Annotated in this window: 14 protein-coding genes; 8 read left to right on the top strand and 6 right to left on the bottom strand. The window is 62.4% G+C overall.

Annotation, left to right across the window (positions count from 1 at the left end):
- Window positions 1–132: 132 nt before the first annotated feature.
- On the bottom strand, window positions 133–672 hold the full coding sequence (locus FFI94_RS26515) for a GtrA family protein (RefSeq protein ID WP_138870431.1): 540 nt from the start codon (window positions 670–672) through the stop codon (window positions 133–135).
- Between the two features lie 66 nt (window positions 673–738).
- On the bottom strand, window positions 739–1,944 hold the full coding sequence (locus FFI94_RS26510) for an enhanced intracellular survival protein Eis (RefSeq protein ID WP_138870430.1): 1,206 nt from the start codon (window positions 1,942–1,944) through the stop codon (window positions 739–741).
- Window positions 1,945–2,061: 117 nt separating this feature from the next.
- Between FFI94_RS26510 and FFI94_RS26505 the strand changes: the two genes are divergently transcribed.
- Window positions 2,062–3,282 carry a fatty acid desaturase gene (locus FFI94_RS26505; RefSeq protein WP_138870429.1) on the top strand — a complete coding sequence of 407 codons (1,221 nt, stop codon included), beginning with the start codon at window positions 2,062–2,064 and terminating at the stop codon, window positions 3,280–3,282.
- A gap of 9 nt (window positions 3,283–3,291) precedes the next feature.
- On the opposite strand, the gene FFI94_RS26500 is transcribed toward FFI94_RS26505, so the two are convergent.
- Window positions 3,292–3,744: a nuclear transport factor 2 family protein gene (locus FFI94_RS26500; RefSeq protein ID WP_185993325.1), complete on the bottom strand. Its 453-nt coding sequence runs from the start codon at window positions 3,742–3,744 to the stop codon at window positions 3,292–3,294.
- Window positions 3,745–3,879: 135 nt separating this feature from the next.
- Here FFI94_RS26500 and FFI94_RS26495 point away from each other — a divergent pair, with 135 nt between their 5' ends.
- From FFI94_RS26495 to FFI94_RS26470, 6 genes are read left to right on the top strand one after another with little or no spacing between them, the layout of a single operon-like run.
- Complete coding sequence (locus FFI94_RS26495) at window positions 3,880–5,046, top strand: acyl-CoA dehydrogenase family protein (RefSeq protein ID WP_138870428.1); 1,167 nt, start codon at window positions 3,880–3,882, stop codon at window positions 5,044–5,046.
- Window positions 5,043–5,990: a MaoC family dehydratase N-terminal domain-containing protein gene (locus FFI94_RS26490; protein WP_138870427.1), complete on the top strand. Its 948-nt coding sequence runs from the start codon at window positions 5,043–5,045 to the stop codon at window positions 5,988–5,990. The genes FFI94_RS26495 and FFI94_RS26490 overlap by 4 nt, the downstream gene beginning before the upstream one ends.
- On the top strand, window positions 5,990–7,105 hold the full coding sequence (locus tag FFI94_RS26485; protein WP_138870426.1) for an acyl-CoA dehydrogenase family protein: 1,116 nt from the start codon (window positions 5,990–5,992) through the stop codon (window positions 7,103–7,105). The genes FFI94_RS26490 and FFI94_RS26485 overlap by 1 nt, the downstream gene beginning before the upstream one ends.
- Window positions 7,102–7,530: a MaoC family dehydratase gene (locus tag FFI94_RS26480; protein WP_138870425.1), complete on the top strand. Its 429-nt coding sequence runs from the start codon at window positions 7,102–7,104 to the stop codon at window positions 7,528–7,530. The genes FFI94_RS26485 and FFI94_RS26480 overlap by 4 nt, the downstream gene beginning before the upstream one ends.
- Entirely contained in the window at window positions 7,530–8,708 is a 1,179-nt protein-coding gene (locus FFI94_RS26475; protein ID WP_138870424.1) for a lipid-transfer protein, read from the top strand. Before FFI94_RS26480 ends, FFI94_RS26475 begins: the two co-directional genes overlap by 1 nt.
- Window positions 8,709–8,722: 14 nt before the next feature.
- On the top strand, window positions 8,723–9,544 hold the full coding sequence (locus FFI94_RS26470) for a MaoC/PaaZ C-terminal domain-containing protein (protein ID WP_138870423.1): 822 nt from the start codon (window positions 8,723–8,725) through the stop codon (window positions 9,542–9,544).
- A gap of 134 nt (window positions 9,545–9,678) precedes the next feature.
- Here the strand turns inward: FFI94_RS26470 and FFI94_RS26465 are convergent, their stop codons facing one another.
- Window positions 9,679–10,476, bottom strand: a complete 798-nt coding sequence (locus FFI94_RS26465) for an SDR family oxidoreductase (RefSeq protein WP_138873434.1) — start codon at window positions 10,474–10,476, stop codon at window positions 9,679–9,681.
- 184 nt (window positions 10,477–10,660) lie between these two features.
- On the opposite strand from FFI94_RS26465, the gene FFI94_RS26460 reads away from it, so the two are divergent.
- Window positions 10,661–11,422 carry an SDR family NAD(P)-dependent oxidoreductase gene (locus FFI94_RS26460; protein ID WP_138870422.1) on the top strand — a complete coding sequence of 254 codons (762 nt, stop codon included), beginning with the start codon at window positions 10,661–10,663 and terminating at the stop codon, window positions 11,420–11,422.
- Here FFI94_RS26460 and FFI94_RS26455 read toward each other — a convergent pair.
- Window positions 11,368–12,156, bottom strand: a complete 789-nt coding sequence (locus FFI94_RS26455) for a glycerophosphodiester phosphodiesterase family protein (RefSeq protein WP_138870421.1) — start codon at window positions 12,154–12,156, stop codon at window positions 11,368–11,370. The genes FFI94_RS26460 and FFI94_RS26455 overlap by 55 nt on opposite strands.
- A gap of 2 nt (window positions 12,157–12,158) precedes the next feature.
- Window positions 12,159–13,535 (bottom strand): ABC transporter substrate-binding protein, encoded by a 1,377-nt coding sequence (locus FFI94_RS26450; RefSeq protein WP_138870420.1) that lies wholly within the window; start codon window positions 13,533–13,535, stop codon window positions 12,159–12,161.
- Between the last annotated feature and the right edge of the window lie 43 nt (window positions 13,536–13,578).

Raw genomic sequence — 13,578 nt, 5'->3', positions numbered from 1 at the left:
TTCCGAAAAGGCTTTGACGGCCGAAATGCTACACAAAAGATTCGGGGCTATTTGCACCTTTCGGGAAGGTTGGAATAGTGCAAATATTGACGAAGTTTGCTGGTGAGTGATGCTCCCCGGTTGCTGTCGGAGTCAGTCGAGTGAAGGAGCGTCCGTCGCTTCTGCATCGAGGATCATTTCGCCATTCGTGGATTCTTCCGGGAAGACGAATTTGCGCATCGCCCACCAACGGAAGGCCGTTGCAAGCAGGGTGCCGATGATGGATCCACTGATGAAGTCGGCGAAGTTCTCCATCAACACGGAGACATTGGGCTGACGGAGGTCGAAAACGTAGCTCGAGATCCAGAGCGGAACCTGGTTGATGGCCAAGCCGATACCGGCGACGATGAAGAACAGTGCCGCTTCGTGGTGACGCTGGCGCCCACCGCGCTCTGCGAACGACCATTCACGGTTCAAGACGTACGACAGGACCGTCGCGACCAGGACTGCGATGATGTTGGCGGTAACCGGATGTTGCGGCAGAACGGTCCACTTGATGCCGAAGAACAGCACGGTGGTGACGATGAAGGCTATGCCGCCGACCACCAGAAACTTGAGCATCTCCGCGTGCGGCAGAACCCGCACGAGAATCTTCTCAGGAAGCCAATTGACCAGTTTTCCTACAAACGCCATTGGTCGAGGCTAACCGGGTTGGTGCCGATGAGCATAAAAATCGCTCGCGCCGAAGTGTTCGGGAAGTCAGAAACCATATCCCATCACTGCGGGGCGGGTGGTACCGAAAGCAAAGTCGACGTCCCGTATCTCCTGAGCGGTCGAGGCCTGGACGCGGCCTGCTGCCGCGAAGATCCGGGCCTGGTGTGAACCCAGGTAGATGCTGGACAAGACATCGGACGGCATCGTGATTCTGGCATCGGCGTCCGTGGGTCGGCAGGTGGCCTTGCCGCCGCGAATGCTGAGCGCGAACGTGCCGCCCGCGTCGAGGAACGGATCCTCGATCTTGATGACAGTGTCGAGGTCAGCGGCATATTCACGAGCTTCGAGCGCCGCTGGAACGTCCATGATCCGCATCCACAGACGGTCGGATCGACGGGTTGTCCGGACCGAGCGGTAGTCCGTCAGCATCAATCGCAGCGGATCATCTGGATGCTGTTCGGCCTCGATACGGGTCACGAGATCGAGCCCGCACATCGTCCGCCACAGCGCGGCATACGCGTCGACGTCGATCGCAACGAACTCGGCGATATCGACGACGCTGTCGGGGCCGTCGCTTCGGTGGCGGTAGGAAACGTAGCCGTCGGGATGTGTCAGAAAGAACAGCCCGGACGCGCCGGCGCGATGGTCCGACGGGTCGGCAAAAGTGAAATCCCAATGCGCCTGTGGACGCCTTTGCGCGCCGGGAGTGACGAGGCGCCAGCGGTCGTAGATTGCCGGCAGCAACGTGGCTGCGGTCTGCGCGTCGGTGATCCGCACACCGCTGCCGGTCGGTGCTTCGCGGCGGAAGTCGGCAAAACGTCGATCGATCGTGATGTTCTCACTGACGGTTGCGGGGCCGTAACCGAACCGGTTGTAGATGCGCGCGTCGCTGGCCGTCAGAGCTACCAGGGGCGCGCCGGTCGACGCGATGTGTTGGTGCAGCCGGACGAACATCGATCGTAGGATCCCGCGGCGACGGTGCGTCGGGGCGACGGATACCCAGGTGATTCCGCGAGTCGGCAGCTGATGCCCACCGGGAACGGTGAATTCCATGTCGAACTCGATGGCCAGCCCGACCACTTGATCACCCTCGGTCGCGACAACGGTGTCTTCGGGGCGGTACAGCGTGCGGGTGAGTGTTTTGTCGGCTGTCGACGGATGGAACCCGAACCCCGTGGAGTCGAGCAACTGGATCGCCGGCCAATCGGCTTCAGTGGCAGTTCGGATAGTGATCTGGTTGTCGGTGCTCACGCTCATTGATGCTGGCACAGATTCTGCGGTGACGCACGTATAGCGCGGGCCGACGTTTCACCGGCGATTCTCGGGGGTACCGTCCGACGAACCGGCCCCGCGACAGGAGAGAGCACAGTGGCGATCACCGATATCAAGGAATATGCGCACCTGACTGAAGGAGATGTCGAGGCACTCGGGCGTGAACTCGATGCTATTCGACTCGACATCGAGGAGAAGCGCGGTGCGCGTGACGCTCGATACGTTCTGCGAACTATCGCGTTTCAACGCTCTCTGATGGTGGCCGGTCGTGTTGTCCTGTTTGCCAGCAGGAAGAAGCCTGCGTGGATACTGGGGACGGCGCTTCTGGGGGCCGGCAAGATCATCGAGAACATGGAACTCGGCCACAACATCATTCACGGTCAGTGGGATTGGATGAACGATCCCGAAATTCACTCGAGTAACTGGGAGTGGGATAACACTTGTCCGTCTTCGGGTTGGAAGCACTCGCACAACTTCACCCATCACAAGTTCACCAATATCGTCGGTCTCGACAATGACGTGGGCTACGGCATCATGCGCGTTACGCGAGATCAGAAGTGGCACGCGGACTACCTGTTCCAGCCGATCACCAATTTTGTGCTGGCGACTCTGTTCGAATGGGGAGTGGCACTTCACCATCTGGAGACGGACAAACTCCGTAAAGGGGAGGTGAAGTGGTCCGACAAATCCGAGATGGCAAAGGAAGTCGGCAAGAAGATCGCACGGCAAGTGACCAAAGATTACATTCTGTATCCGGCTCTGACCGGTCCAGCTTGGAAGACCACACTGACGGCAAATTTCGTTGCGAATCTCATTCGCAACTACTGGAGTTACGCAGTCATCTTCTGCGGGCACTTTCCGGACGGAGCCGAGAAATTCACGCTCGCGGAATTCGAGAACGAATCGCGCGCACAGTGGTACTTACGGCAGATGCTCGGCTCGGCAAACTTTCACGCCGGACCGGTCATGGCATTCATGAGCGGTAACCTCTGCTATCAGATCGAGCATCATTGCTTTCCCGACTTGCCGAGCAATCGATACTCGGAAATTGCTGTGCCGCTTCGTGAATTGTGTGAAAAGTACGATCTTCCGTACACAACAGGCCCGTTGTGGAAGCAGTACGGACTGACACTGCGCACCATCTGGAAGTTGTCGCTTCCCAACAGGTTTCTCTCCGCCTCTCAGGACGACGCACCGGAAACGCACTCCGAGCTGAAGTTCCGCGTCCGGGGCGGCATCAAGGAAGTGTTCGGCGTCGACCCGCACACCGGTAAGCGTCGTGGGCTGCGAACAGCCATCGCCATGATTGCGAGTTGACGCTCGCCACTACTTGCCGAGGAGTATGACGGGAACGTCTTCGGCGAAGTCGACAACAAGTTCGCGGCGCGAGAAGAACCACGACCCGTCGACCTTCTCGAAGCTGTCCTGGTAGCGAATCTCGATTCGGTTGTTCCGATACCCGTCGCCGCGAGGATAGATGTGGTGCGCGGAGCAGTACGCCTCGCCGTGTGCGGTGGTGGCGCTGTCCGAATCGAGGACCTGCTGCTGCACGATGTGTCGCGTCGAGTGCAGGTGAGAGACGGCGTCGACTACCGACGACGCAACCACCGTATTGCCCTGGATCTCCGTCGGAGCGTCGGTGCCGTTCAACGCCGGCGGCAGGACGAACCTGGCGTCTTCGGTGAACAAGGCGGCGAGAGCGGTGGGATTTCGCCTGTCGACAGCCTGCGCATATCTGGCAGCCAAGTCGGTGAGTGCGACGCGATCCGAGGATTCCATGCACCCATCCCAGCGCATGTGACCGCGCTCATGTTTGTTCCTCCCGCTCAACGAGACATATTCAGCGACCCGATGTGCATCTGGATAGCGTCCAGCCCAAGAGTTGCCAGCCATGAATGCCATAGGAGAACAGCGATGGATCTGAGGGAATCGCCCGAGCAGCAGGAGCTCCGCAAGGAGCTGCGCGCGTATTTCGCGACGCTGCTGCCGGAGGAGAAGCGCCGCGCTGCCGGTGAACAAGGTGTGGGCGGCGAGTACTTCCGTGAAATCGTGAAGTTGCTGGGCAAGGACGGCTGGCTCGGTATCGGCTGGCCCAAGGAGTTCGGTGGCCAGGGTCGCTCCATCGAGGAGCAGTTCGTGTTCTTCGACGAGGTTCAGCGCGCTGGACTGCCGTTCCCCTTCGTGACGGTCAATACCGTCGGGCCGACGTTGATGAAGTACGGCACCGAAGAGCAGAAGGAACGATTCCTGCCCGGCATTCTGGCCGGCGATATCGTTTTTGCCATCGGGTACACCGAGCCGGAGGCCGGAACCGACTTGGCTTCGCTCAAGACCCGTGCGGTCCTCGACGGTGACGAGTGGATCGTCGACGGCAACAAGATCTTCACCAGTGGCGCCAACACTGCCGACTACGTGTGGCTGGCTTGCCGCACCGACGCGGACGCCCCCAAGCACAAGGGTATCTCGATCCTGATCGTCCCCACCGAGGACGCAGGCTTCGAGTGGTCACCGATCAACACCGTCGGCGGTCTGATGGTGACGTCGACCTACTACTCCGGGATTCGCGTCCCGTCGAAGGATGTTGTCGGCGAGGTCAACGGCGGCTGGCAGCTCATCACGGCGCAGCTCAACCACGAGCGAATCGGCTTGGCGGCCATCGGTGGCCGTACCTACGGTCTGTGGAACCTGGTCCTGGACTGGGCCAAGGAAAACGGCGCCATCGACATCCCGTGGGTCCAGCAGGACTTTGCGCGCACACATGCCAAGCTCGAAGCGATGCGGCTGCTGAACTGGAAGATGACGGCCGCCGTGGCGCAGGACGCGCTCTCCGGAGCCGACGCGGGTGCCACCAAGACGTACGGCACCGAAACCCACGTCGACGTCTACCGCACCCTGCTGGGAATTCTCGGCTCCGCCGGACGCATCCGCCCCGAGTCTCCGGGCGCGCTGCTTGCCGGTCAGATCGAGCAGATCTCGCGTCAGGGTGTCGTGAACACCTTCGGCGGCGGCGTCAACGAAGTTCTGCGCGACATGGTCGGCACCATCGGCTTGGGTCTCGTTCGCGAAAAGAGGGTCAAGTGAGCGACATTTCGGCGCAACTCGACGCTTTTGTCGGCCAGACGCTGGTTCCCACGACGTGGGGACCCGACGAGGTCAACATCCCCATGATCCGCCATTGGGCCGAGACCATGGGTGATACCAACCCCGTCTACCTCGACGACGAAGCTGCCCGCGCCACCGGCCGTGACGGCGTCGTTGCTCCCGCCCAGATGCTCCAGGTCTGGATCATGCGGACGTTCACCGACAAGATGGCGGGCAACGACCCGTCGCCGGTGTGGACCGATCTGATCGCCACCCTCGACGCGGCCGGCTACAGCTCCGTCGTGGCCACCGATTCCGATCAGGAGTTCCTCACCGAACTGCGCCCGGGCGATCGTGTGAACTACACCGAGGTCATCGAGTCGATCTCCCCGGAGAAGAAGACCGGCCTTGGCGTCGGACACTTCGTGACGACGCTCAAGACCTACCGCAACGGCGACGACGAGGTTGTCGGCACGCAGCGATGGCGGACACTGCGGTTCAAGCCGCAGGAAGCCAAGGCTCCGGAAGCTCCGCGCGCATTGCGCCCGCGTCCGGCTCTCAACGCGGACAACGCTTTCTGGTTCGAAGCCGCCAAGGAACACCGTCTGGTGATCCAGCGCTGCATGTCCTGCAAGACGTTGCGTCATCCCACCGGCCCGATGTGCGGGGAGTGCCAGTCACTCGAGTGGGACACGATCGACGCGTCGGGTCGTGGCACGGTGTACAGCTTCGTGGTCAATCACCACCCCAAGATCGATGCGTTCGACTACCCGCTCATCGTTGCGGTCATCGAACTCGAAGAGGGAACCCGATTGATCGCCAACATGGTGGGTATCGCGCCCGAAGATGTCGTGGTCGACATGCCCGTGGAACTTGACTGGATCGACGCCGACCCGGATTTGACGCTTCCCGCGTTCCGGCCGGCCGCACGCGAGGAGCACTGATGGACTTCAATTTCAGCGAAGAGCAGGACGCAATTCGCTCACTGGCCGACGAGGTCTTCACCAGCAAGGCCACGATCGAGCGCACCAAGGAGATCGAACTCTCCGTCGAGCGCGTCGACCGTGAACTGTGGCGCGAACTCGCGACCACTGGCCTGCTCGGTATCGCCCTGCCCGAGGAGTTCGGCGGCGGCGGTCTCGGCTTGTCCGAGCTGTACACCCTGCTCGAGGAGCAAGGTCGCCACGTTGCGGCCGTGCCGATCTGGGAGACAACGCTCGCAGCGTTGGCGATCAACGAGTTCGGTTCCGATTCCCTTCGCGCCGAGCTTCTTCCGGGTGTCGCCGACGGCAGTCGATTCCTGACGGTCGGGCTCGAGGAATTCGGCCCGTACACGGGCGGCGATCCGCTGACGACGGCTACGCAGGACGCCGACGGCAACTGGACACTCAGCGGCGAGAAGGCCGTTGTGCCGATCACGAATATCGCGAACCTCGCGCTCATCTCGGCAACGACGTCCACCGGAACGGCTCTGCTGCTGGTGGATCTGTCCGCGGACGGCGTCGCGGTGGAGCAGACGCAGTCCACCAACCACGAGATCTGCGCCAACCTCACCTTCTCCGCTGCCCCCGCACAGCTGATCGGTGCCGCAGACGGCACCACGGTGCCGTGGCTGATCGACCGAGTTGAACTGGCATTGGCCGCAATTCAATGGGGCGTCGGTTCGGGCGCTGTCGCGCAGGCTGTCACCTACCTGAACGGACGCATGCAGTTCGGCCGTCCGCTCGCGACCTTCCAGGCTGTCAACCACCAGCTCGCTGACTGCTACATCGATCTCGAAGCGATGCGAGTGACACTGTGGCAGGCCGCTTGGCGCATTTCCGAGGGGCTGGATCTCGGAACCTCGGTACTCGTCGCCAAGTGGTGGGCCACCGACGGCGGACAGCGCGTCGTGCATCGCACGACGCACGTCCACGGCGGCATGGGCGTCGACACCGACTACCCGGTTCACCGTCACCTGCTGTGGGGCAAGCAGATTGCTGCCACCCTCGGTGGTTCCAGCTCCGACCTCGCGCGTCTGGGTGCGCAGCTTGCATCCGGTGTGGAGGTGCTCGCATGACCGTTCTCGTCGGTCGTAGCTACGCGGACATCGAGGTCGGCGAGGCTCTCCCCGAGTTGGCGATCCCGCTGACCCGCACATTGATCGTCGCGACCGCTATTGCCACCCGCGATTTCCAGGACGTGCACCACGATCCGAGCCTGGCGCAGGAACGCGGCTCCAAGGATGTCTTCATGAACATCCTGACGAGCAACGGTCTTGTCGGCCGGTACGTCACGGACTGGGCCGGATCGGCGTCGACCCTGCGTCGCATCGCCATTCGTCTCGGCGCACCCAACTACCCGGGTGACACCATGACGATGACCGGTGAGGTCGTGTCCAAGGAAGACGGTGTTGTCGTGGTCAAGGTGCAGGGCGCGAACAGCCTCGGCAACCATGCATCCGGCACCGTCACAGTCGCTTTCAAGGAAGAGGGGAACGCCTGATGGCGATCAGCCCGCTCTCGGGAGCCGCTGCCATCGTCGGCATCGGATCCACCGAGTTCTCCAAGAACTCCGGCCGCACCGAACTGCAGTTGGCGTGTGAGGCCATCGTCGCCGCACTCGCGGACGCGGGTATCGCACCGTCCGAGGTCGACGGACTTTCCACCTTCACCGCGGAAACCAACGGCGAAGCCATCGTTGCCCGCAACTGTGGTCTCGGCGAGCTGACGTTCTTCTCCCGCATCGGTTACGGCGGTGGCGCTGCATGTGGACCCGTGCAGCAGGCAGCGATGGCTGTTGCGACGGGTGTTGCCGATGTCGTTGTCTGCTACCGCGCCTTCAACGAGCGATCCGGTGAGCGTTACGGTCTGGGCCAGCACGATCGCCCGATGGCCACCACAGCGGACCGCGCCGCGTACGCGTGGATGACCCCGCAGGGCCTGTCGACTCCCGCTCAGTGGGTCGCTATGTTCGCCCGGCGCTACATGCACCAGTACGGTGCGACGAGTGAGGACTTCGGCCGAGTTGCAGTGGTGGCGCGCAAGCACGCCGCCAACAACCCGGCTGCCTGGTTCTACGAGCGTCCGATCACGCTCGAGGATCACCAGAATTCCCGCTGGATCGCCGAGCCGCTGCACTTGCTCGACTGCTGCCAGGAAACAGACGGTGGCCAGGCGCTCGTCGTCGTCTCTGCTGAACGCGCCAAGGATCTGGCCAACAAGCCGGCCTTCATCAAGGCAGCCGCTCAGGGCAGTGGCAAGGATCAGCACATGATGACCAGCTACTACCGCCCCGACATCACGGGTATTCCGGAGATGGGTTTGGTCGGTCGTCAGCTGTACAGCCAGAGTGGCCTGACGCCGGACGACATCAACGCCGCGATCCTGTACGACCACTTCACACCGCTGGTCCTTCCGCAGCTCGAAGAACTGGGTTTCTGCAAGCCCGGCGAAGCGAAGGACTTCATCCGCGAAGGCAATCTCGAGCTCGGTGGACGCTTGCCGGCGAACACTCACGGTGGTCAGGTCGGCGAGGCGTACCTGCACGGTGTCAACGGCGTTGCCGAAGGTGTGCGACTGATTCGCGGTACGTCGACCAATCAGCCCGAGGGTGTCGAGAACGTCTTGGTCACTGCCGGAACAGCAGTACCCACCAGCGGTCTCATTCTCGGCGCTGTGTGAGAGAGGAATTGAACGTGACTACTTCGGAAACAACGAAGACCGCCGGCGATTGGCGCGGCGCGGACCTCGGTACCCGTACCGTCTCGTACACCGAGCGCGACGCGATCCTGTACGCACTTGCCGTGGGCGCCAAGGCAACCGAGCTGGACCTCGTCTTCGAGGATCAGCTTCGGGTACTGCCGACGTTTGCTCTGACGCTGGCGCAGTGGGCCCCGGACGCTCTGGGTTCAGCGGGCGCTTTCGACACCTCGACGGCGCTGCACGGCTCGCAGGAACTGAAAGTTCTTGCACCGCTGCCACGTAGCGGTGAGGTGACGTTGAAGGCTTCGGTCGGCGAGGTGTGGGACAAGGGCGCCGCCGCGGTGTTCGAGGTGAAGGTCGAGTGCGAGTACTTCGTCGCGACCTGGTCACTTTTTGCTCCCGGCGCTGGTGGATTCGGCGGAGAACGCGGACCGTCTCGTCCGGCGGAGCCTACTGGTGAGCCGTCGCTGACCGGTGTGCTGACCACGGCCGAGAACCAGACGGCGATGTACCGACTTCTGGGCGACATGCACCACATTCACATCGACCCCGCGGCCGCAGCGCGCATCAATCAGCCGCGTCCGATCATGCACGGCTTGTGCACGTTGGCGGCCAGCACGCTCGAACTGGCTCGGGTCGCCGGAGTGCATCCGGCCGACCTCGTCAGCCTCGAGGGTCGCTTCGCCGCGGCCATCCATCCGGGTGAAGCGCCGTCCATCGTGGCCTGGGGAACTCCCGACGACCTGTCGTTCCAGGTACACAAGGATGGTCAGGTAGCGATTTCCGGTGCGCGAGTGAGCTTCTCCGCTCGCTGACCGGCACTAGACTCAACTGCGGGGCGCTCGACCTCCCCGTCGCGCCCCGCAGTTGTTCACACGAAACAAGGAAGCCCTCGAGCGATTGCTCGAGGGCTTGCTTGTGCATACGGTCTTACGAGGTCTATTCGGCCTTACGAGCTGGTGCGCGTGAACAGCTCGGGGTGGGTCGCCAGGTAGCGGGCCGGGTACTCGCCGCCGCCGTGGACGGCGATGTCGGTTCCCGTGACGTACGACGCGAGTGAACTTGCCAGGAAGAGGCAGGAATTCGCGATGTCCGACGGTACGGCCATGCGCTCCATCGGGATGATTTCGGTGACGGCCGCTCCGCCGTCGGCGCCGTAGACCTCTGCGGCGGCTTCCGTACGGATCAGGCCGGTCGTGATGTGGTTGATACGGACCTTGGGTGCCCACTCGAGCGCCAAAGCCTTTGTCAGGACCAACAGTCCGGCCTTGGCGGCGCTGTATGCCGCGGTGCCGGGCTGCGGGTCGATGCCCGAGACGCTGCCGATGTTGATGATGGCGCCGCCGTTGTCCTGCGTCTGCATTACTGCGTTTGCAGCCTGGGCAACGTTGAAGGGTGCCAGCAGGTTCAGGGCCACGATCTTCTCCACGAAGCGAGGGGAAACGGTGGCTGCGTCGGCATCGGGGGAGCCGCCGGCGTTGTTGATCAGAACGTCCAAGCGGCCGAAGCGGTCAACGGCATCCTGGACGAGGGCTGCGGCATCCGCGGGATCGCGAACGTCCGTGGCTTTGAATGCAGCGGTTCGGCCGTCGGCCGACGGCAGCTTTTCCGGCTCGTTTCGGCCGCAGACCAGCACGTTTGCTCCGGCAGCTAGGAAGGTTTCGGCGATGACAAAGCCGATGCCTTTGGTGCCGCCGGTGACGATCACCGAGCGTCCGCTGAAATCGACGGGGTTGGGGAGTGTCACGGTGGAGCCTTCCTGCTGTTGGGGCCGAGCCGATTTGCCGCCCAGTGTGATTGACGCGACAGTGCCGGCCGTCATAGGGTCAAGCAAGTGCTTGGTTGCTTAGTTCGTTGAGTGTAGACGACCAACACCGGCGGTCACCAGAATCGACCAGTCCCCTCGCACAAAAGGACATTGGAGCAATCACATGGGCAAGCTCGACGGCAAAGTTGCACTCATCACCGGTGCAGGTCAGGGAATCGGCCAAGGCATAGCCTTGGCCCTGGCCAAGGAAGGTGCCGAGATTGTGGTAGCCGGTCGCACCGAATCCAAGCTCCACACCACTTGTGGACTTCTCGCCGACATCGGTGCCCGCGGCGAGGTAGTCGTCTGTGACGTCAGCAAGAAGGACGACATCACTGCAGCAGTGGACCGTACCGTCGAACTGTTCGGCGGAATCGACATCCTGATCAACAACGCGAACGACTGCAAGCCCGGCCCGTTGCTCACGGTGCTCGACGAAGACTTCGAGCGCTCCTTCGCGACGGGACCGCTCGCGACCCTGCGCATGATGCAGGCGTCGTACCCCCACCTGAACAGCCGCGGCGGCGGCGTCATCATCAACATGGTCACTTCCGCAGCAGTGCGCTGGGATGCCAGTAACTACGGTGCCTACGGTTCCATCAAGGAAGGCATGCGCGCACTCACCCGCGCCGCGGCCTGCGAGTGGGGCAAGGACAACATCCGTGTCCTCAACGTTGCGCCCCACGCGCAGACACCGGCCCTGCAGTGGTGGATGGACAAGAACCCGGAAGAAGCGGCAGCCTTTGTCGCGGGAATCCCGCTGGGTCGCGTCGGAGATCCCGAAACCGACATCGGGCGTGCCGTCGTCTTCCTGGTCGGCGAAGATGCCGGCTATCTGACGGGTGCAACCATCCCGCTCGACGGCGGACAGTCGCGCTGGGGGTAATTCTGCCGCGCGCTGTCGAGCCACTCGATGGCTTCCGCCGGGAAATCCGTGGTCGTGCCGTCCACTCCGAGTTCGAGAGCTCGTTCGGCGTCCTCCGGTGTGCGCAGGGGCCAGGCGTGAACTTGCAATCCGGTTTCGTGGAGGTCGCGGACCAGTTCTGCGGTCAGCCCGTTCCAGCCGCAGTAGAAGGCACCCGAACCGGTGGCCGCAAGAACGGATTCGACGCCGGCGGGGTGAGCGTCGGCGGCCGGATACTCGGACACGATCAGTCCGCGAGGTATGAACGGTGCGGCCTCGGCGACAGCGAGCAGAGCCTCGGCTGAGAAGCTCGTGAACTGAATGCGCTGAGCGTCTTCCGGGCGTGCCGCCACGATCCGTCCGAGTTCCGGCACCACCTCGATGGCCTTGATCTCCACCTGCAAGGTCACTGTGGTGTTGTCGAGCGCCTCGTCGAAGGTCAAGACCCCGCGTCCGGAGTCCAATTCGATGTCTTTGATCGCATCGAAGGTCAGTTCGGCGACGGGGCCGAGTCCGCGCCCGGAGTCGTCGGAGGCAGTGCGATCGAGCGTCGCGTCGTGGAGCACGATCGCAACGCCGTCCGCGGTCAATCGCACGTCGAGTTCGATCTCGTCGACACCCATCTCCTCCGCGAGGCGAAATGACGCGATGCTGTTCTCGGGTGCGTAAGCCATGGCGCCGCGATGGCCCACCAAGGTGAATGATTCGGATCGCATGGTCAGGCCACCTTGCTTTCGTAGAGTTTGCGCACGGAATCTGTGTCTGCGCGCAGCTTGGTTGCCGTTGCCTTCAAAGTTGCTTCGGCGTTGGCATTTTCGGTGTACAGCTTCTGAATTGCGGTGCGCATTTCCGTGATGGTGCTCTGGACGTACCGTCGAACTGCGTCAGGTTGGCGGGCGAGCTCGAGCTGATCGACGGCCAGTTTGTAGTTCGGGTTATCGGCCATGACCTGGCGGACCTTGGTGGAATTTGCCGCAGAAATGGTCGACGGCAGGTACCCCGTTCCGACGGTCCAGGTCGACGATGCTTCCTCGCCGGACAGATACGCGAGTACCTGGGCGGCGGCTTCCTTGCGTTCGGGGCTGGCGTTCTTCATGATTCCGAGTCCGGCACCACCGGTCGGCACGCCGTGTGTGCTCTGTTGAGGCAGGAAACCGGCACCGACTTCGAACTGAGCGCCCTTGATCAGTCCGGTCAGGGAGCCGGTGGAGTTCGTGATGGTTGCGACCTGGCCGTTGATGAAGTCGTTGTTGATCTCCTGCGCGAGGTACGCGATCTTGTCGTCGTTGATCACAGCCCGATCGAACTCTGCTGCGGCAATCGCAGCGGCCGAGTCCACGGTGACGTCGAGGCCGTCGGAGATCGATCCACCGAAGTTCCAGATCAATCCCTGCATGTACCAGTCGTCGGCGCCGGTGTACGCGCGCATCTTCAGCGAGTTGCCGTTGTAGTTCTGGCCGCTGATTTGCTTTCCCCACGAACGGAATTCATCCCAGGTGGCGGGGGCGCGATCCGGCAACCCGGCGGACGAGAAGATCTCCTTGTTGTAGTAGAAGAGTGGCGTCGATCGGCCGAACGGGATCCAGTAGGACTCGCCGCGGACAACACCCTCGGTGAACAGACGCTCGTTGAACGTACTCGGGCCGAAGTTGTTGTCGAAGTATCCGCCGAGCGGTTCGAGTGTGTCGTTGAGGAAGAATTTGTTCCACGAGACGTCGGAGAAGACGCCGATATCGGGGATCTGCCTGGCCTGGAGACCGGCGGCGATCTTCTCGGTGACGCCGTCGTACCCGTTGAACTGTTGAACTTCTGCGTAGATATCGGATTGTGAGCGGTTGAATCCGTCAACCACTCCGGTGAAGACCTCGTGGTTGTTACCCGACCACGGACTCCAGATGACGACGTTGGTCCTCCCGGAAAATTCGCTGGGGGCCTTGACGTCCGGCGCCGAGAATGACGCCGTACCGCCGGCGGGACTACCGCACGCCGCGAGGACGGGTAGTGCGATCGCCGTCATACCGGCAGCAGTGAGAAAGCTGCGGCGAGAGATGTTCACAGGCTTCTGCGCGGAGCCTGATCGGGCAAAAAGCGACATGGTGGTTATCTCCTGGAAGATGCTGAACTGGCAGGGAAAGGTC

The sequence above is a fragment of the Rhodococcus sp. KBS0724 genome, from assembly GCF_005938745.2.
Taxonomy (GTDB): domain Bacteria; phylum Actinomycetota; class Actinomycetes; order Mycobacteriales; family Mycobacteriaceae; genus Rhodococcus_F.
The sequence above is the reverse complement of the archived record's forward strand: the minus strand, read 5'-3'. Positions and strand labels throughout refer to the sequence as shown.

Coding starts and splice junctions, on each gene's coding strand:
- FFI94_RS26495 (WP_138870428.1), top strand. CDS start 3,880: ATGGATCTGAGGGAATCGCCCGAGCAGCAGGAGCTCCGCAAGGAGCTG.
- FFI94_RS26475 (WP_138870424.1), top strand. CDS start 7,530: ATGGCGATCAGCCCGCTCTCGGGAGCCGCTGCCATCGTCGGCATCGGA.
- FFI94_RS26485 (WP_138870426.1), top strand. CDS start 5,990: ATGGACTTCAATTTCAGCGAAGAGCAGGACGCAATTCGCTCACTGGCC.
- FFI94_RS26460 (WP_138870422.1), top strand. CDS start 10,661: ATGGGCAAGCTCGACGGCAAAGTTGCACTCATCACCGGTGCAGGTCAG.
- FFI94_RS26515 (WP_138870431.1), bottom strand. CDS start 672: ATGGCGTTTGTAGGAAAACTGGTCAATTGGCTTCCTGAGAAGATTCTC.
- FFI94_RS26455 (WP_138870421.1), bottom strand. CDS start 12,156: ATGCGATCCGAATCATTCACCTTGGTGGGCCATCGCGGCGCCATGGCT.
- FFI94_RS26450 (WP_138870420.1), bottom strand. CDS start 13,535: ATGTCGCTTTTTGCCCGATCAGGCTCCGCGCAGAAGCCTGTGAACATC.
- FFI94_RS26500 (WP_185993325.1), bottom strand. CDS start 3,744: ATGGAATCCTCGGATCGCGTCGCACTCACCGACTTGGCTGCCAGATAT.
- FFI94_RS26480 (WP_138870425.1), top strand. CDS start 7,102: ATGACCGTTCTCGTCGGTCGTAGCTACGCGGACATCGAGGTCGGCGAG.